Origin of the sequence: Halorubrum amylolyticum (assembly GCF_004114995.1) — an archaeon.
Classification (GTDB): Archaea; Halobacteriota; Halobacteria; order Halobacteriales; family Haloferacaceae; genus Halorubrum; species Halorubrum amylolyticum.
The window spans coordinates 1-18,790 of record NZ_SDJP01000009.1; the positions used below are offsets into that span (position 1 = coordinate 1).

Annotated in this window: 15 protein-coding genes; 5 read left to right on the forward strand and 10 right to left on the reverse strand. The window is 68.9% G+C overall.

All coding sequences use genetic code 11. The features are described from left to right. Positions 1-92: 92 nt before the first annotated feature. Entirely contained in the window at positions 93-1,106 is a 1,014-nt protein-coding gene (locus ESO89_RS08600) for a DUF5787 family protein (RefSeq protein ID WP_128905124.1), read from the reverse strand. Positions 1,107-1,161: 55 nt separating this feature from the next. Further along, entirely contained in the window at positions 1,162-1,608 is a 447-nt protein-coding gene (locus tag ESO89_RS08605; protein ID WP_128905125.1) for a bis(5'-nucleosyl)-tetraphosphatase, read from the reverse strand. Between the two features lie 205 nt (positions 1,609-1,813). Between ESO89_RS08605 and ESO89_RS08610 the strand changes: the two genes are divergently transcribed. Next, on the forward strand, positions 1,814-2,146 hold the full coding sequence (locus tag ESO89_RS08610) for an uS10/mL48 family ribosomal protein (protein ID WP_128905126.1): 333 nt from the start codon (positions 1,814-1,816) through the stop codon (positions 2,144-2,146). Positions 2,147-2,173: 27 nt separating this feature from the next. Here ESO89_RS08610 and ESO89_RS08615 read toward each other — a convergent pair whose 3' ends face one another. The 3 genes from ESO89_RS08615 to nasA (ESO89_RS08625) all read right to left on the reverse strand — a co-directional run bounded on the left by ESO89_RS08615 (position 2,174) and on the right by nasA (ESO89_RS08625) (position 8,590). Then, positions 2,174-3,523, reverse strand: a complete 1,350-nt coding sequence (locus ESO89_RS08615) for an MFS transporter (RefSeq protein ID WP_128905127.1) — start codon at positions 3,521-3,523, stop codon at positions 2,174-2,176. A 564-nt stretch (positions 3,524-4,087) separates the two neighbouring features. After that, the gene (nasA, locus tag ESO89_RS08620; RefSeq protein ID WP_128905128.1) at positions 4,088-6,283 is read right to left on the reverse strand and encodes an assimilatory nitrate reductase NasA; all 2,196 of its coding nucleotides are present in this window, start codon (positions 6,281-6,283) and stop codon (positions 4,088-4,090) included. A gap of 192 nt (positions 6,284-6,475) precedes the next feature. Beyond that, the gene (nasA, locus tag ESO89_RS08625; protein ID WP_128905129.1) at positions 6,476-8,590 is read right to left on the reverse strand and encodes an assimilatory nitrate reductase NasA; all 2,115 of its coding nucleotides are present in this window, start codon (positions 8,588-8,590) and stop codon (positions 6,476-6,478) included. A 634-nt stretch (positions 8,591-9,224) separates the two neighbouring features. On the opposite strand from nasA (ESO89_RS08625), the gene ESO89_RS08630 reads away from it, so the two are divergent. The 4 genes from ESO89_RS08630 to ESO89_RS08640 all read left to right on the forward strand — a co-directional run bounded on the left by ESO89_RS08630 (position 9,225) and on the right by ESO89_RS08640 (position 12,865). Further along, complete coding sequence (locus ESO89_RS08630; RefSeq protein ID WP_128905130.1) at positions 9,225-10,985, forward strand: nitrite/sulfite reductase; 1,761 nt, start codon at positions 9,225-9,227, stop codon at positions 10,983-10,985. Next, on the forward strand, positions 10,978-11,118 hold the full coding sequence (locus ESO89_RS18515) for a hypothetical protein (RefSeq protein ID WP_164932769.1): 141 nt from the start codon (positions 10,978-10,980) through the stop codon (positions 11,116-11,118). Before ESO89_RS08630 ends, ESO89_RS18515 begins: the two co-directional genes overlap by 8 nt. An 81-nt stretch (positions 11,119-11,199) precedes the next feature. After that, positions 11,200-11,487 (forward strand): DUF6360 family protein, encoded by a 288-nt coding sequence (locus ESO89_RS08635; RefSeq protein WP_128905197.1) that lies wholly within the window; start codon positions 11,200-11,202, stop codon positions 11,485-11,487. A gap of 97 nt (positions 11,488-11,584) precedes the next feature. After that, complete coding sequence (locus ESO89_RS08640; protein ID WP_128905131.1) at positions 11,585-12,865, forward strand: amidohydrolase; 1,281 nt, start codon at positions 11,585-11,587, stop codon at positions 12,863-12,865. Between the two features lie 94 nt (positions 12,866-12,959). On the opposite strand, the gene ESO89_RS08645 is transcribed toward ESO89_RS08640, so the two are convergent. The 5 genes from ESO89_RS08645 to ESO89_RS08665 all read right to left on the reverse strand — a co-directional run bounded on the left by ESO89_RS08645 (position 12,960) and on the right by ESO89_RS08665 (position 18,762). After that, on the reverse strand, positions 12,960-13,139 hold the full coding sequence (locus tag ESO89_RS08645; protein WP_128905132.1) for a hypothetical protein: 180 nt from the start codon (positions 13,137-13,139) through the stop codon (positions 12,960-12,962). 86 nt (positions 13,140-13,225) lie between these two features. After that, positions 13,226-14,596, reverse strand: a complete 1,371-nt coding sequence (locus ESO89_RS08650; RefSeq protein WP_128905133.1) for a geranylgeranyl reductase family protein — start codon at positions 14,594-14,596, stop codon at positions 13,226-13,228. Positions 14,597-14,736: 140 nt separating this feature from the next. Continuing rightward, on the reverse strand, positions 14,737-15,789 hold the full coding sequence (locus ESO89_RS08655) for an ABC transporter permease (RefSeq protein ID WP_128905134.1): 1,053 nt from the start codon (positions 15,787-15,789) through the stop codon (positions 14,737-14,739). Then, on the reverse strand, positions 15,782-17,152 hold the full coding sequence (locus tag ESO89_RS08660) for an ABC transporter permease (protein WP_128905135.1): 1,371 nt from the start codon (positions 17,150-17,152) through the stop codon (positions 15,782-15,784). Before ESO89_RS08660 ends, ESO89_RS08655 begins: the two co-directional genes overlap by 8 nt. Then, positions 17,149-18,762: an ABC transporter ATP-binding protein gene (locus ESO89_RS08665; RefSeq protein ID WP_128905136.1), complete on the reverse strand. Its 1,614-nt coding sequence runs from the start codon at positions 18,760-18,762 to the stop codon at positions 17,149-17,151. Before ESO89_RS08665 ends, ESO89_RS08660 begins: the two co-directional genes overlap by 4 nt. Positions 18,763-18,790 lie beyond the last annotated feature (28 nt).

Genomic DNA, 18,790 nt, shown 5'->3' on the forward strand with positions numbered 1-18,790 from the left:
GGAGCACACGAACCCGCAAGTTGCCTCCGTGGACTCGGCATAGCCGAGACTCCCAGCGTGAGGAAACCCCGGCGTTCACGCCGGGGAGGATGTCATTCGCCGTCGCTTTCGGTGACCCGACCGCGCTCCCGCTCCCGGCGCCGGTCGAGGACCAGTTCGAGTCCCTTCCCGGGACCGCCCTCGATCGGCCACCCCTTCGTGCGCCACTGGGGCGGCTCGGGCGAGAACTCCGCGCAGGACCCGGAGCACTCCCGCGCTGTCGGACTCTTCTCTTTCGCGGCGCAGTACGGAATGAGCGCCCGCCCCTCGCGGCGGAGCTCGAAGTGCCGGCAGTCCGGCCGCATCGTGTCGGCGAAGGAGCGCCACCCCTTCCCGTAGGCGCGCTCGGCGATCTCCAGCCGGCGGGTGACCGTCTCGGGATCACGGCGTTCGCCTTCTCCAGGCGCCAGACCGCTCGGGTGCCACGCCACGTCGGCCGCGTCGGCGTCGACGCCCTCGGAGAAATCGGTCGCGAGGATGCCGGCCTCGACGGGCATCTCGCGGAGCAGCGCGGGCTCGACGCGCTCGCCGGTCGTCTCCGTCGCGAGCCACGCCTCGTCCGCGAGGCCGGCCTCCACGTCGTGAGCGAGCTGGTCGGCGAGCCGGTCGGCCGCGGAGCGGTCCAAGTCCGGCTTGTTCTCGATCGCGACGATCCGCTCGACCCAGTCCGGGTACGGTCGCTTCCGGCGGAGCTGGATGCGGTTGTTCCGCCGGCGCTTCTCGATCAGATCTCTGCCCGCCGCGCGGTGGACCGCCTGCCGGACGTAGCGCCACGGGTATCCGGGGTGCGGGAGCGCGTCGCGGTACCACTTCCACTCGGCGGGCGCGTTCCGGACGACGTGGAGGAGGTCCGAGTCGATGGTCCGGTCGCCGAACGCGCGGCGGGCCGCGAACGCCGCCGGGTCGACCTCGATCACGACGGTGTCCCAGCGACGCTCCTCGGTCCCGAGCTGGCGGGCGACGAACGCTGGACGGGTGTCGTCGCGAGCGCCGTCGCTCGGGTGCCACGCCAACTCGGCGTACCGGCAGACCAACAGCTCGTAGCCGAACTCGGCGTCCGGAGTCACGGTTGATGTAGTCGACGCCGATATAAAAAACGAATCGCCACGGGTCGCCCGAGGGTCAGACGTACTTGCCCGTCTCCTCGTCCTTCCGCTCGTCGAGGTACTCGTGGGCGTCTTCGAGGATCTCTCGGGGCCCGGTCTGCGTGATCGTGTTGAGCGCCTGATCGTAGTCGCGCCACTGCAGGTCGCGGTGTTCGTTCGAGATCTCGGCGCTCGCTTCGAACGAGCGCGCGATGAACAGGTGCACCGTCTTGTGGATGGTGTCGCCGTTCGCCTCGAACACGTAGTCGTACTCCTTGCGGAAGCCGTCGATCAGCCGGAAATCCTCGATCCCGGCCTCCTCGCCGACTTCCCGTATCGCCGTCTGCTGGAGCTCCTCGTCCCCCTCGACCCCGCCTTTGGGGAACTCCCAGTCCCCCGGCCGGCTCTTCAGGAGCAAGTACTCCCGTTCGCCGCGGGTGTCGCGGAAGAGGATGGCTCCAGCACTGGTCGCTTCGACCGTCATTAGCGTCAGGTAAGCAACCACCCCTAAAGAGGGTGTCGGAGTCGCGAACGCACCGGCCGTTGCAGCCCTCTTCGGACGATCTGCGCGCCGCTGATCGCCGCTGGACGGGCGTTTTATACGACTTCCTCGGCGGCGGATGTTTGAACCCCCGCTCGGTAGATGCGTTTTTACTCCTCGGGCCACCATCACCGGACGACCCCCAGCCATGACCTTCGTCACGAAACTCTCCTTCGCGTCCGGCGACCGCGACGTGCTCGCCGAAACCGTCCAGGAGCTCAAGTCGACGCTCGAACGCAAGGGCGCGGAGTGTAAGGGCCCGCACGCCACGCCCGCCGAGACCGTCCGTGTCCCGCTTTACAAGCAACTCCGCGCCGGCGACGAGTTCTCGCCGTGGACCTACGACGTGTATAAACGCTCGATGGAGATCCACGGGGCCGACGACATCGCCCGCGAAGTCGTCGCCACCGACTTCTCTGACTCGATCCACGTCGAGGTTGAGGTCGACCAGAAGAAACCGCTCGGCCATCGCCGCGACTGACTCTTAGAAGCCGCTGCGCCGCAGGAATCAGTCGTCGTCGCCGGCTGCGACGATCCGCTCGCCGGAGACGAGCCACCCGTCGTCGTTCGCGCGCGCCGCGATCTGCGGCCGGAACACCCACGCCGTGAGTCCCAAGATCGGGATCATCGACGCCCCGACGATCGCGTAGCCGACGTGGAGGTTCGGGAGGAACGCGGCGGAGAAGGCGAGCGGGTACACCACGCCGCCGACCGTTCCAATTCCGCCCACGATCCCCGCGACCGACCCGGAGTTGTCGGGGAACATCGCGGGCACCTGCGCGAAGATCGCGCCCTCGGAGAACGCGCAGCCGACCCCCACGAGGAAGCCGGCGCCGACCGCGACGTAGATGTTGCCGGTCAGGCCCGCGGCGGTCATGCCGAACACCGACAGCACGACGAACGCCAGCGTGGCGAACGTCCACTGGTTGCGGTACTGCCCCTCGAAGAAGGGGAGCAGCTCCGTCTCGTTGCGGGCGACGCGGTCGCTGGCGTATCCGCCGATCGGCCGGAGAAGGCCGGCGGCGACCGAGAACGTCGCCGCGAACGTCGCCGCGATCACCACGTCGCCCTGTCCGAACGCCTCGCGGTAGTAGGTCCCGAGCCAGCCGTTCATCGCGAGTTCGAGCCCGAACGTCATCACGTACGCCACGGAGAGGACGACCGCCCCGTAGCGGGTGGCGATGAACCGCCACTGGTCCCAGCTCACGCCCGCCTTCGTCGCCTCCCGCTTCGCCTCGCTCTTCGCGGCGGCGCCGAAGACGTAGTAGACGGTTCCGAGCACCACGGCGAGCACGCCCGTGTAGAAGAACGCCGCCCGCCAGTTCGACGAGGTGGCGAGGAACGCGGACCCGAAGATCGGATCGACGTATCCCTCGCCGAAGATCCGCGGCAGGGTGAAGTACGCGCCCAGCCCGGCCCCCGCATTGCCGATCCCGGCGAAGATCCCCTCGGCGGTGCCGAGGTTCTCCTCCTCGAACCACTCGGCGACGTGCTGGATCCCGATGACGAACGTGATCCCCGACAGCGACGCGACGATCCGCGACCCGATGAACACCTCGTACGACTGCGAGAACGCGCTGACGATCGCGAACGTCCCGACCGTGACGAGCGTCACGCCGCCCGTGACGTTCGCCCCGAACCGGTCGGTCAGCGGCCCGATGACGATCCGGCCGAGCGGGACGGCGACGACGGCGGTGCTCGCGACGATCCCCAGCTGTTGGACCGAGAGACCGAACTCCTCGGCGATGCCGCCGGTGAACGGCGCGAACGAGAACCAGATCACGAAACCGAGGTTGAACATCGCCGTCGCGAGGACGAGGTTCCGGTACTTCCCGTACAGCAGGTCCGTCAGGTTCACCGCGCGTCACCCCCCGCGGAGCGGTCGGCGGCTGGACCGTCACCAGTCTCGATCGCCCGATCGACCGCGTTCTCGCACCGGAGTGTCCGGCTCGACGAGAATTCGGCGGCGTTGGAACCCGGATCGCGCACCGTTTGCGCGTTGAATTGTGTGTACATGGGATTTCGTACGTGAATTCAACATAAGCTAGATATTAATAAACAGATCGGTTGACAAACAGGTTATTTGAGGGCCTATACTGTGCCGTCCTCAAGAAATATTCTCACAGAGAAGAATTCCCTATTTCGGGATGGAAATTAAAAAATGCGAACCTCATCGGCATATCACCTGAAGAACGTCTCCGTTCGGCGCTAGTCGCTGATCTGTTTTACTTCTTTAACCACCATTGTATGGGTACCGGGCACACGGTGAGGACCCACGCCGGACAGAACTGACCGGTTGGCCGGCGGCTGCGGGGACGCGGGCCTCGGCGAGAGGCGTCGACGAAGGGGGGACTGCGGGAAGGAGGATACCGAAGAGAACTGCGAAGGGGTCGACGAAGGAGACTGCGGCGACCGGACCGTCTCAGGAGTAGGAGCCCGTCCCGTTCGGCTGTCCCGAACCGCCGGTGATCCCGGTGGTGGTGCGGTCCGGCGCTCGCAGTACGATCGCGCACTGTTTGAGGTTCGGCTCGGCCGACTCCGGGTCCGCGGCGGACAGCGTGAGCTGGTTCGCCGCCGGGTTGTGGACCGGGAGCCAGACGAGTCCCGGGGGCACGTCGGCGTCGGGCGCGACTCCGACCGTCACCGCGGAGCGCCGGGACTCGATCACCGTCTCGCCTCGATCGAAGGCCCGCAAGTGGTCGGCGATCGTCTCGGGGTGCATCCGCGCGGCCGTCGCGCTCTCGCGGCCGCCACCGTCGCCACCGTCGCCGTCAGCGGTGTCGGGTCGGGTCCGGACGCCGGTGTTGTACGCGTCCGGGCGCCGGCCGGTGGTGAGCGTGAGCGGGTAGGTCTCGTCGATCGGCTCCGGCACGCCCCCGTGAGACGCGTCCGAGAACCGCGCTCGGCCGGAGTCGGTGGGGAACGACCACGGGCCGTCGGCGTCTCCGGCATCTCCGGCGTCTCCGGCATCTCCGCCGCGTTCACCGCCGTCGTCGCCGGCGTCGTACCGGTACCCGCCCTCGCTGGCCTCGTCCGGGGCCGGCCACCGGACGGCCAGCTCCTCGGAGAGCCGATCGTAGGAGATCCCCGAGAGGTCGGCCGTCGTCCCGCCCGTCAGGGCGCTGACCTCGTCGAACAGCGCTTCGGGGTCGAGTCGCGTCGATTCGAACAGGTCCGGAACGACGCGGTCGGCGACGGCGCCGATGACATCCACGTCCTGCCGAACCCCTTCCGGCGGCTCCCGCGCGGCCGTGACCCGCGAGACGCGCCGCTCCATGTTCATCACCGTCCCCTCGGACTCGCCCCACGTCGCCGCCGGCAACACCACGTCGGCCAGCTCGACGGTGTCGGAGCGGAACGCGTCTTGGACGATCAGGAACGCGTCGTTGAGGGCGCTCTCGACGTGGCTCGCGTCCGGCATCCCCGCGACCGGGTTCGTCGCCACCGTCCAGCAGACATCGACGTTGTCCCGCGCCAGCTCGTCGATGATCCGAACGAACCCCGGACCCGGCGAGTCGGGAAGCCGGCTCAGGGGCACGTCCCACGCGTTCGCGATCGCCTTGCGGTGCGCCGTATCGTCGAACGCTCTGTACCCCGGCCACGACGACTTCGAGGCGCAGACGCGGTTCCCCATCGAGTTCGCCTGCCCCGTCAGCGAGAAGGGACCGCTGCCGGGGCCGATGTTGCCGGTGGCCAGACAGAGGTCGATCAGCGAGCGAGCGGTTCCCGTCCCTTGGACGCTCTGATTGACGCCCATCCCCCAGTAGACGAGGGTCCGCGCGTCGAACGCCGCGGCCAACTCGGAGACGCGTTCGACCGACACCCCGGCGGTCTCGGCCGCGACGCCAACCTCGGGCAGCGAGCCGACCATGGCCTCGAACCCGTCGGTGTGGCGGTCGACGAACTCGCGGTCGACGAGGTCGTCGTCGACGATCTGCGCGAGCACGGCTCGCGCCAACGCCAGATCGGTCCCCGGGTTCGGGCGAACGTGGAGGTCGGCGTCGGCCGCCGTCTCGCTCTCGACTGGATCGACGACGATCAGCCGGCAGTCGTCGCCGCTCGCGCTGTCGGCGATCCACCGGTACAGCACGGGATGTGCCACCGCGGGGTTCGCACCCCAGAGGACGTGGGTCTCGGCGTCAGGAACGTCCTCGTAGATCGGGGGCGGCGCGTCGCTCCCGAACGCCTGCATGTACGCCTGCACCGCCGAGGCCATACAGAGGGTGGTGTTGGCGTCGTAGTAGCGGGTGCCGAAGCCGCCGCGCGCGAGCTTCCCCAGCGCGTACGCCGCCTCGTTCGTCTGCTGGCCGCTCCCCAGCACGGCGACGTTGTCGTTCCCGTTCCTGAGCGCCTCGACGATCCGCACCGAGATCGTCCCGAGAACCGTGTCCCAGTCGGTCGGCCGGAGCGTCCCGCCGCGCCGGATCAGCGGTTCGGTCAGCCGTTCGCCGCTCGGATCGACCGTCTCGCGGACTCCCCGACTGCAGGTCTCGCCACCGTTCGTCGGGTGGCGGTCGTCGCCGCGAACGTCGACGAGCCGCCCGTCGTCGCCGCCACGCTGTCGGTAGCCGCAGCCGACCGCGCAGCGCATGCAGGTTGTTGGCTTTCGATCAGTCATTGACGGATTCGGTACGAGATCGTCCGGATCGAACTCGTTATCATACTCATTCGTGTGCTGTTCTCGGGTCAGTCTGGCTCTCCGTTTCCTCTCATTCGGGATAACTCTTTTTCCGGATAAATAACCATGTAGTATACCGCGCTTGAGGCTGTCACCGCCCGCCCGGCCCGGCGGAACGGCGGCGGTGGGGCATCAGTCGTCCGTCGAGGCGGGTTCGCCGTCCGCGGTGGGTTGTCCCCCGTGGACTAACGGATTCGACGGCTGCGGCGCTCGGACGTCGACCGCGCACTGCTTGAGGTTCGGCTCGTCGGACTCGGGGTCGACGACCGGGAGGGTGAGGGCGTTCACGGCCGGGTGGTGGATCGGCAGCCACACCATCCCCTTCGGCACGCCGTCGTCCGGGTTGACCGCGACCGTCGCCGACCCCCGTTTCGACGAGACGACGGTCTTCCCGCGGTCGAACGCCTCGATGTACTCCAGCGTCGTCTCCGGATGGATACGCGCCATCGGGGGGGCGTCGGTCTTGGCGCCCCGGCTGCGGACGCCGGTGTTGTACGCGTCGGCCCGCCGTCCGGTCGTGAGGGTCAGCGGGAACTCGTCGTCGGTCGGTTCGGCGAGGCCGTCGTGGGCTCCCGTCGAGAACCGCGCGCGACCCGACGGCGTGGGGAACGCCCAGCCGTCGTCCTCGACGTAGCGGTAGCCGCCCTCCGCCTCGGGCGAGGGCGCCGGCCACCGGACCGCCCGCTCCGCCTCCAGCCGGTCGTACGAGATCCCCGAGAGGTCCGCCGGCGTCCCGGCCGTCAGCTCGCGCAGCTCGTCGAAGGCCGACTCCGGCGAGACCGCCGGCCGCGGGAACAGCTCGTCGTCGATCGCGGCCCCGATCGCGACGATGATGTCGAGGTCCTGCTTGATCTTCGGCGAGGTCTCCGTGGCGGCGCGGACCCGCGAGACCCGGCGTTCCATGTTGGTGACGGTGCCCTCGGACTCGCCCCACGTCGCCGCCGGCAACACCACGTCCGCCAGTTCGACGGTCTCGGTCCGGAACGCGTCCTGCGCGACGAGGAAGGCGTCGTCGAGCGCCTCGCGGACCCGGTCGCTGTCGGGCATCCCCGCGACCGGGTTCGTCGCCACCGTCCAACACACCTCCGGCGGGCCGTCGGCGACGGCGTCGACGATCCCGACCGGTCCCGGCCCGGGATCGTCCGGGAGCCTGTCTCGGGGGACGTTCCACGCGTCGGCGATCGCCCGGCGCTCTCCGGGAGCGGTGAACTCGCGCTGGCCGGGCCACGTCCCCTTCGAGGAGCAGACCCGCGTCCCCATGGAGTTCGCCTGTCCGGTCAACGAGAACGGCCCGCTTCCGGGCCGGAGGTTCCCCGTCGCCAGACAGAGGTCGATGAGCGCCCGGGAGGTCGCGGTCCCTTGGACGCTCTGGTTGACGCCCATCCCCCAGTAGACGAGGGTCGGGTCCGTCAGGGCGTCGGCGACGCGCTCGACCGTCTCGACCGAGACGCCGGCGGTCTCGGCCGCCTCCTGCACCGAGGGGAGTGAGTCGACCGTCGCCTCGAAGCCGGTCGTCGCCTCGGCGACGAACTCGCGGTCGACGCCCCCGTCGGCGACCACCCGTGCCAACACCGCTCTGGCGAACGCTAGGTCGGTGCCGGGGTCGACCTGCGCGTGCAGGTCGGCGTCGTCGACGGTCTCGCTCTCGACGGGGTCGACCACGATCAGCTCGCCGTCGTCGTCGCTCGCGCTGTCGGCGATCCACCGGTACATCACCGGGTGTGCCACCGCGGGGTTCGCGCCCCAGATCACGTGGGTCTCGGCGTCGGGGATGTCCTCGTACGTCGGCGGCGGCGCGTCGCTCCCGAACGCCTGGTAGTAGGCGGTGACGGCCGAGGCCATACAGAGGGTGGTGTTGGCGTCGTAGTAGCGGGTGCCGAAGCCGCCGCGAGCCAGCTTCCCCAGAGCGTACGCCGCCTCGTTCGTCTGCTGGCCGCTCCCCAGCACGGCGACGCCGTCCCGCGACTCGGCGAGGGCGTCCTCGATACGCGAGACGACGGTCCCGATCGCCGTCTCCCAGCTCGTGGGGACGAGGGTCCCGTCCTCCCTGATGAGGGGTCGCGTCAGCCAGTCGCCGTCGGGGTCCGCGGTCTCGTTGATCCCGCGCTGGCAGGCGAGGCCGCGGTTGACCGGATGCGACGCGTCGCCCCGGACCGTGTCGAGTCCGTAGTTGTTGGTGTACCCCTGCTGGAGGTGCCCGCATCCGACCGCACACCGCATGCACGTCGTCGGCGTCCACTCGCTCATCGGCGGTGACACCCCTCCGCAGTGGGTCCACACCGCCCTGGAACGGTCGATCCGTAAGCGGTTCCGCTCCGTGACCGGTCCGAAATAGGTGGCCCGCACACGTAGTGTCGCATCAGTTGATTTCTGAATACTACATACCACATCCCCGGTGTAACTGTTCTGGTATGGATAAATTAGGCCGGTGAGGAAAAAGAACGTCCATCAATATCTTTATTTTCTAAATAAACTCGCGTGCGCTTGTGCAGACGGGCGTCGTCGCCCGCGGTACGCGCCGGCGGCGCACACGCGCGGGGCCGACTTCCCGACGCGAGGAGCGGGATCGAGCTTTCCGAAGCGCCGAGCGGGATCGATCCGCGGCGAGGAGACTCCGATCCGCGCCGGTCCGCGGCGGCGGATTGTATTTGTGAACTTCTGTCTGGCTTCGTTACCGCATATATAATTTCAGTTTTTCAAATGGGAAATATACACCGTTCTGACGGCGGGGTTTTCGATCGCTCCGTTACCTACCGTATTTTGTGATTTTATAAAAACCGAACTATTTTATGGTGTCCTGTGAAGTTCTAGCCGAAATGACTCACCATTCAGCCAATATAGTCGCAGCTCGCTTGGACACCACCGACGAGGGTGATCGGTGATGGCGAACAAGAAGGAAGAGTGGAAATCGGATCTGTACGGCGACGAGGTGCGGGAGAAGATACTGGAGTTCGCCGAGACGGGGTTCGAGTCGATCCCCGAAGACGAGCGGGAGGCGTGGTTCACCCGGTTCAAGTTCTGGGGGATCTTCCATCAGCGCTCGGGCCAAGAGGGGTACTTCATGATGCGGCTGACGAACGCCAACGGGATCTTGGAACCCGATCAGCTCCGCGCGATCGGCGAGGTCGCTCGCGACTACGCGTCGGGGCCGGTGTCGAACCCCGAGTTCGGCGACGGGTGGATCGACCTGACGACCCGCCAGTCGATCCAGCTTCACTGGATCAAACTCGAAGATATCCCGGAGATCTGGGAGAAGTTGGAGTCTGTCGGCGTCACCACCCGCTCGTCCGGCGGCGACACGATGCGGAACATTTCCGGCAGCCCGGTCGCCGGCAAGGACGCGAACGAGGTGATCGACACGCTTCCGCTGCTCGAACGGTTCCAAGAGGAGATCCGCGGCGACGACGACCTCTGTAACATGCCCCGGAAGTTCAACATCAGCGTTTCCGGGACCCCCGAGGGCGGCGCGCAGGACGCGATCAACGATATCGGCCTCGAACCGGCCACCACGGTGATCGACGGCGAGGAGATGCTCGGCTTCAACGTGCGCGTCGGCGGCGGACTCGGCGGCCGCGAGCCCCGCGTCGCTCGCCCTCTCGACGTGTTCGTGACCCCGGACGAGGCGTACGACGTCGTCCGCGGCTTCGTCGAGCTGTACCACGACCACGGGGACCGGCAGGTCCGCGCGAAGAATCGCTCGCGCTTCTTCGTCGACGAGCACGGCACCGACTGGATCCGCGACCTCCTCGACGAGGAGTACGTCGACGCCGACCTGCGGACCGCCGGCGAGGACATCCGCGACGAGTACACGTACAACGCCGGGTCGTCCCCCGACGCCGGGAAGAAAGACTACACCGGCGTCCACGAACAGGGCGACGGCAAGCGGTACGTCGGCCTCAGCGTCCCCGTCGGCCGGCTCCCGGCCGAGGAGGCGATCGAGCTCGCCGACCTCGCCGACGAGTACGGCTCCGGCGAGGTCCGGCTCACGCGCCGGCAGAACCCGATCATCGTCGACGTGGAGCCCGACCGCGTGGACGAGCTGATCGCGGAGCCGCTGCTCGCGAAACACCGGCCCGAGCCGAACCCGTTCGTCCGCGGCGCGATGGCGTGTACCGGCACCGAGTTCTGCTCGATAGCGCTCGTCGAGACCAAGACGCGGACGGCGACGATGCTCCGCTGGCTTCGCGACAACGTCGACCTGCCGAACGACGTCGAGCAGCTGAAGATCCACTTCTCCGGCTGTACCGCCGACTGCGGCCAGGCCAACACGGCGGATATCGGTCTGCTCGGCATGCGGGCGCGCAAGGACGGCGAGATGGTCGAAGCGGTCGACATCGGCGTCGGCGGCGGGATGGGCGAGGAGCCATCCTTCGTCGACTACGTCCAACAGCGGGTGCCGGCCGACGAGGCGCCCGGAGCCATCCGGAACCTGATCGAGGCGTTCGCGGAGCGCCGCGATCCGGGGCAGACCTTCCGCGAGTGGGCCGACGCGACCGACAACGAGACGCTCGCGGAGCTGTGCGAGCCCGAGGAGACCGACTACGCTGACCCGTCGCTCACCGACGCGAAGCAGTCGTGGTACCCCTTCGCCGATGAGGGCACGACGGCGGCGAACCCGGGGGTGGCCTCGTCGGATGACTGATCGTCCGATCGGTCCGGCGGCGGACGACGGCGCGACCGCCGGCGAGGACCCCGCGACCGTCAGCGGAGACGCCGCGGACGACCGCGCGCAACACGCGTCGGCCGACGTCGCACCGGAGCTGTTCGGCTGGTAGCCCGGCGCCGACGGGGCCGCCGTGACCGCTTCTCGCCCGCCGGTCGGAACTTCCATGGCGCTCCCCGCCGTCCGGCCGGGCATGAACGAGCGGATCACGTCGGTGACCGCGCACACCACGCTGGACCTCGTCGACGGGGCGGCCGTCGGCTACGACTGGACCGAGGACGCCACGGGCGTGCTGAACGTCACCGCGTCCGACGAGGAGCCGGACCGCGTCGAACTGCAGTTCGAACTCGATGGGCTCGAGGTCGACGGCCTCCCGAACCACGCCGACCGGGTCGACCTCACGCCCGAGCAGGCCCGGACGGTCGCGGCCGCGTTGACGCGACACGCGGACCGAATCGACGAGGGCGGAGAGGACGACTGAGGGACGGGGGAGACGGGTCTGACTACCGGAGGGCGCGGAACGCAGCGAGTTGCACCGCCACGCGAGCGTTTAAGCCCGGTCGCGGCCTCCCGCCGGTATGAGCGCTCTCGACGACGACGCGTATCGCGCGTTCCGCCGCGACCTCCACCGCCACCCCGAGCCGGCGTGGCGCGAGTTCTACACCACCGCCCGGATCGTCGAGGAGCTGCGCGAGCGCGACCTCACCGAGCTGTACGTCGGCCCGGACGCGCTGGCGGCCGACGACCGCATGAACGTCCCCGGCGACGAGGAACTCGCGGAGTGGGAGCAGCGCGCCCGCGACGCGGGCGCGGACCCGGAGGTCGTCGATCAGCTCTCGGGCGGGTACACCGGCTGCGTCGCGGTCGCGGAGCGCGGCCCCGGTCCCGTGGTCGGGCTTCGGGTCGACATCGACGCGCTCCCGGTGACCGAGTCCGCCGGCAACGACCACGTCCCCGCGGCCGAGGGGTTCCGCTCGGAGCGCGAGGGGTACATGCACGCGTGCGGTCACGACGCGCACGCGACGATGGGGCTCGGGACCCTCGACGCGGTGCTCGAATCCGACTTCTCGGGCACTCTCAAGGTGTTCTTCCAGCCGGGCGAAGAGCAGGTCGCGGGCGGCAAGCCGATGGCGGAGTCGGGCCACCTCGACGACGTGGACTACCTCTACGCGGTCCACGTCGGCCTCGATCACCCCTCCGGCGAGGTCGTCTGCGGCGTCGACGGGTTCCTCGCGGTCCGGCACTTCCTCGCGGAGTTCACCGGCGAGCCGGCCCACGCGGGCGCGCGGCCGGAGCAGGGCCGGAACGCGGTGCAGGCGATGGCGGCCGCGGTCCAGAACCTCTACGCGATCCCCCGCCACGCCGACGGGCCGACCCGGGTGAACGCCGGGATCGTCGGCGGCGGCACCGCGACGAACGTCATCCCCGAGGAGTCGCTGATCGAGGGCGAGCTCCGGGGCGCGACGACCGAGCTGGCCGACTACATGTCCGACCACGCCGACCGAATTCTGGAGTCGGCCGCCGAGATGCACGACTGCGAAGTCGAGGTCTCGACGAAGGGCGAGGCCCCCAGCGCGACGAGCGACGACGTGCTCGCCGGGATCGTCGGCGAGGTCGCGGGCGGCGTGGCGGGCGTCACCGAGATCGTCGACAGCGCCGACCTCGGGGGGTCGGAGGACGCCACCTACCTGATGCAGTCGGTCCAGAAGCGCGGCGGGCTCGCCTGCTACGTCGGCGTCGGCACGGACCACCCCGGCGGTCATCACACGAGCACGTTCGACGTGGTGGAAGACGACATCGCGGTCGGGATCGGCGTGCTCGCCGGGGCGATTCGGCAGGTCGCCGAGTCGCGGCCCTGAGTGAGGAGAAAGGGGTGACGCGGAGAGGGTGTTGAGCGGAAAGGGGGGTAAAGCGGAAAGGCGGTAAAGCGGAAAAACGGGCAAACGGAGACGGCTACTCTGTCGTCCCCGTCGCTCCGGCCATCTCCTCACCGCACTCGGGGCACCGCTCGCGTGGACCGTCGAACTCCTCACCGCAGGCGGGACACCGGAACGTCTCGGCGCTCTCGACCTCGCTCTTCGCCGTCTGCTTGAACTCCTCCACCCGTCGGCCGAGCTCGGTGAATAGCCCCATGGTCCTTCGTACAAGAGAGCGACGAGACAAAAGCGTTCGCCGGGACACCCCGGACGAGACACGCCCCGAAGCGACCGGAGCGCGACTCAGTACTTCGCGTCCGCGCCGGTCGTCTCGTAGATCCGGTCCATGATCGCGTCGCGCTCGCGGGTCCAGTTCGCCATCGCGGCGGGGCTGGTGGGGTACGCGTCGTAGTGGTCGAGCAGCTCGTCGGCGAGCGTCTTCGTCTGGTAGAAGTTCCGGATCGTCCCCCAGTAGCCGAAGCTCTTGACGGCCGCCTTCAGCTTCAGGCCGAAGGACATCGAGGTCGACCCCTCGTACAGCGCCTCCGCGAGCTTCTCGCCTGGCAGCGCCGCGAGCAGCCCCATCAGGTCGTCCACGTCGACCGCGGTCGAGAGCACGTTGTACACGTCGAGGCCGGCGTATCGGCCGCCGAAGTGGTCCATCACGCGGGTGTTGTACCGCCAGAGGTTCTCCTCGCTCACGTCTCCGTCGGAGACCGCCTTCACCGCCTGCTCGCCGGCGTACTTGCCCGCGTACGCCGCGCCCGCGATGCCGCCCCCGGTCGTCGGGTTGACGTGGCCCGCCGCGTCGCCGACCGCCATGTACCCCGGCGCGACCGCCGAGTCGTACGGGCGGCGGGTCGGGAGCGCGGCCCCGAGCTTGTCTTTGACCTCCGCGCCCTCGAACTCGGGGCGGTTCCGGAGGTCGCGTTTCAGCGCCTCGACGAGCTGCATCGGCTCCTCGTTCATCTGGAAGCCGAGGCCGACGTTGATCTCGGTCGCGGTCCGCGGGAAGTACCAGAGGTAGCCCGCGGCGCGGTCGGTCGCCTTGAACACGAGGGCGTCGTCCCACTCGACCGGCTCCGGAACTTCGACGATCTCGCGGTACGCCGAGCAGAACTGCGAGTACCGGACGTTGGTGTCGAACGTCGTCCCCTCGAAGTCCGCCTTGTCCTGTAACAGCGACAGCGACCCGGCGCCGTCGATGACGAGGTCCGCCTCGTAGGTGACCGGGTCCCCCTTGCGCTTGGCGCGCAGTCCCGTGACCCGCCCGTCTGCGGTCTGGATCACGTCGTTGATCACGGTGTCGTAGTGGAAGTCGACGCCGGCGTCCTCCGCGCCGGAGATGATCCGCCGGCCGTACTCCCAGCGGTCGATGACGGCGAGTTCGCCCGGGACGGGGATCTCGAGGACGGTGTCCTCCTGCGGGATCTCGAAGCGCCCGTGGTCGACGCCGGTGTTCGTGAACGCCGGCTCCAGCCGGTCTTTCGGGATCGCCTCCGGGAAGGCGTCGGCGCCCTTCAGCGCGTCGCCGCAGGCGATGTGGCCGGCCTCCTCAGCGTCCTTCCGCTCGACGATGACGACGTCGAGCCCCTCGTTCGCGATCGTCGCGGCCGCGTAACAGCCGGCGGTCCCGGCGCCCGCCACGACGACGTCGTACTCGTCGATGCTCATACCACGTGCGTGGTCGCCCCTGTGGCAAAACTCTTTGTTCCCGATTCGGTCGCCTGTTCGACGACACGAGAGGGATACGGACGGGAGAAAGTGGGAAAACAGCGACCGTGACCGGAAACGGTGAGCCGAGGCCCGCTTGGCTAGTCCTCGGTCTCGTAGTGTTCGCCCGCCGCCTCGGGCAGACGGGTCCGGCCGACCAACGCGAGCACCAGGATGACGACCACGTACGGGATCGTCTGGACCAGCGTGTCGGGGATCGCGTAGCCGAGCTGCTGGAGCCGGATCTGGACCGCGTCGAGCCCGGCGAACAGCACGCCCGCGCCGAGCGTCCCGACCGGGTTGTAGTTGCCGAACAGGTACGCCACGATGGCGATGAACCCCTTGCCCTGCACCATCGTCTCGCCGGAGCCGACGAACTGGCCGATCGAGAGCGCGAGCGCGGAGCCGCCGACGCCGGAGAGCACGCCGGAGAGGAGCACGCCGGCGTGACGCACCTTCGAGACGGAGACGCCCACCGTGTCGAGCGCCTTCGGGTTCTCCCCGGCCGCCCGCAGGTGCTTGCCGAACGCGGTGCGGTTCAGCGCCCACCACGAGAGCAGCGTCGCGACGACCACCATCGCCGCGGAGTACCGCCAGCCGACGCGCGCGCCGAGGTTCGGCGTGTTGACGCCGCCGAAGAACACCGTCGACATGAACGGCGCGAGCCCGAGCGCGATGAGCCAGACTGCCAGTCCCGCGATGATCTGGTCCGCCTTGAACTCGATGCAGACGATGCCGAACACGCCTGAAAGTGCGGTCGAGGCGACGATCCCGCCGAGGAAACCGACCCAGATGGCGGGCACGCCGAGGACGGTGTTCCCGATCCCGACGATCGAGGCGACGTAGACGGAGACGAACGCCGAGATGATCAACAGCCCCTCAAGTCCGATGTTGATGACGCCGGATTTCTCGGCGAAGATGCCGCCGAGCCCGGCGAGCACGATGGGCGCCGCCAGCCGCGCCGTCGACGACGCCGTGCTCGTCGAGAAGACGATCCCTGAGAGGTCGCCCGCGACGGACTCGGGGAACAGCGCGCCGAGCACCAGCAGCGCGCCGAGCACCCCGACGGTGCTCACGATCAGCGACCGCACGTAGTCGGACTCGATCAGGTCGTCGAGGACCGGGATCGTGACGTCCGCGAGCGGGTTACGCATCGGCCTCACCTCCTTCGACGGCGGCCGTGTCGTCCGCCGGCTTCGCGGCGGGCGACTCCGTGCCGTCCGAGCCGCCGCCGCCCGATCCGGCGGCCCCACCGGGACCCGACGACCCCATCCCCGCGTACCGGCCGAACATCCGGAAGAACTCCGGCATGGCCACGAACAGGATGATCAGTCCGCGCAACACGCCGACGAGCTGGGTCGGCACGTTCGTGCGGAAGCCGATCTCTAAGGCGCCGCCCTTCAGCAGGCCGAAGAGGAACGCCGCCGGCAACACGCCGAGCGGGTTGTTGCCGGCGAGGATGGAGACCGTGATCCCGTCGAACCCGAGGTCCGGGATCGACGCCATCCATCGCCCCTCCGACATCAGCACCCACAGCGATCCGCCGACGCCGCCGATCGCGCCCGAGAGCGTCATCGCCCGCACGGTCGTGGCCTTCGCGTTCACGCCGCCGTACTCGGCGGCGGCCGCCTGCACCCCGCTGGTGCGCAGGTCGTAGCCGAACGAGGTGTGCTCGACGAGGTAGTAGAGCCCGGCGATGAAGCCGATCCCGACCAGAAGCGCCAGCAGCGCGAAGTCGCTCGACTCCGGAAAGAGCCACGGGAGGAACTGCGCGTGTTCGGGGACGTACTCGGTGGCGACGACCGACGACCCCTCGGCGCGGAACACCTCCAACACGAGGACGTACGCGATGTTCGCCGCGATGAAGTTGAGCATGATCGTCGTGATCACCTCGTTGGCGTCGGCGTACGCCTTCAACGCGCCCGGTATCGCGCCCCAAAAGCCGCCCCCGACGGCGCCCGCGAGGAGTCCGATACCGATTAGCGCGACGCCCGCGACGGGACCCTCCGGGAGGAACGGCGCCGCGGCGAGTACGGTCAGCGCGGTCGCCAGCGCCCCGACGGCCAGTTGGCCCTGCGTCCCGATGTTGAACAGCCCGGCGCGGAACGCGACCGCGACGGAGAGCCCGGTGAAGATCAGAAGCGTCGTCTCCGAAAGCGTCAGCCCGAGAGAGAGGTTGAACGGCGTCCAGTTGGGGTTGAGCAGTCCCGGCTCACCGACCGCGAACGGGTATCCCAGCGCGCCGTTGAACAGGACGAGGTACACCTCGACCGGGTCGTAACAGAAGCCGATCCCGGTGAGCGGCATCGCCCACGCCGCGGTGCCACACTCGGCGACGCGTCCGGAGACGAGCACGATGACGAACCCGACGGCGATCGAAAGCAGGATCGCCGCGACGCTTATCAGGAGGCGCTCGGCGACCGATCGGTCGACGAACGGCGCGACGACCCGGCGTGCGATCGACGGGACCCGGTCGGACGGGGACCCGTCGTCGGCCCCGGCGTCGGAGCGAGTCACGCGTCCACCTCCCCGTTTCCGGCGTCGCCGTCCGTCTCGGCTGCGTCACCTGCCGCTGCGGCGTCGTGGACCGCGGCCCGCTCGACCGAGTCGTCGTCGAGCGTCTCCCCGGCCATCAGCAGTCCGATCTCCTCTTCGGTCACCGTGGCGGGGTCGACGACCCCAGAAAACTCCCCTTCGTGGATCACGGCGAGCCGGTCGGAGAGCCCCTGCACCTCGTCCAGCTTCGAGGAGACCAGAAGCACCGCCTTCCCCTCGGCGCGGAGTTCGAGCAGGCGGTCGTGGAGGAACTCCGTGGAGCCGATGTCGACCCCCCGAGTCGGGTGCATCGCCACGACCAGGTCCGGGTCGCGCTCGAACTCCCGACCCACGATGAACTTCTGCTGGTTGCCGCCGGAGAGCGACTCCGCCTCGGCGTCGGCGTTCGGGGGGCGCACGTCGTACTGCTCGATCACGGACTCCGCGTGCTCCCGAGAGGCGCGCCAGTCGAGCCGACCGTTCTCGGCAAACGGCGGGTCGTGCTGGCTCCCGAGGATGCCGTTCTCGGTCAGGTCGTACGACATCACCAACCCCCGTTCCTGTCGGTCTTCGGGGATGAAGGCCATCCCGCGGTCGATGTGTTCGCGACGACTCTCGTCGGCCATCGGCTCGCCGAGGTAGGTTATATCCCCGCCGGTCGGCTCTCGCATCCCGGTGATCGCCTCGACGAGCTGCGACTGGCCGTTGCCGTCGACGCCCGCGATGCCGAACACCTCGCCCGCGCGGATCTCGAAGGAGATCCTCGACACCGCCTCGACGCCGCGGTCGTCGTCGGCGTGGACGTTCGTGGCTTCCAGCACGCGCTCGCCCGGCTCCTGGGGCGTCGTCGCCGGGTCCATCAGCACCTCGCGGCCGACCATCATCTCCGCGAGCTCCTCGCGGGTCACGTCGTCGGTCGCGACCGTGCCGACGTTGACGCCGTCGCGGAGGACCGTGATCTCGTCGGCCGCCGACAGCGCCTCGCCGAGCTTGTGCGAGATGAAGATGATCGTCTTCCCCTGGTCGGTGAGCTCCTCGAAGACGTCGTACAGGTCCTCGACCTCCTGGGGCGTCAACACCGCGGTCGGCTCGTCGAGGATGAGCACGTCGGCGCCGCGGTACAGCGCCTTCAGGATCTCGACGCGCTGTTGGACCCCCACCGAGACGTCCTCGATCCGGGCGTCGGGGTCCACGTCGAAGCCGTAGCGTTCGCTCAGGTCGACGACCGCCTCGCGGGCGGCGGACTCGTCGACGCGGAGCCCGCCCCACGTCTTCGGCTCGTTGCCCAGGACGACGTTCTCCCACACCGTCATCGGGTCGACGAGCATGAAGTGCTGGTGGATCATGCCGACGCCGGCGTCGATCGCGTCGCGCGGCGAGTCGAACGACTGCGGTTCGCCGTTAAGGAAGACGGTCCCCTCGGTCGGCTCGTAGAGGCCGTACAGCACGTTCATCAGCGTGGTCTTGCCGGCCCCGTTCTCGCCAAGGAGGGCGTGGACGCTCCCGCGCTCCACCGCGAGATCCACGTCGTCGTTCGCGACGACCCCGGGGAATCGCTTCGTGATGCCGTCCATGTGGACCGCCGGGTTCATTCACCCGTAACTCCGCGTCGGAGCCTAA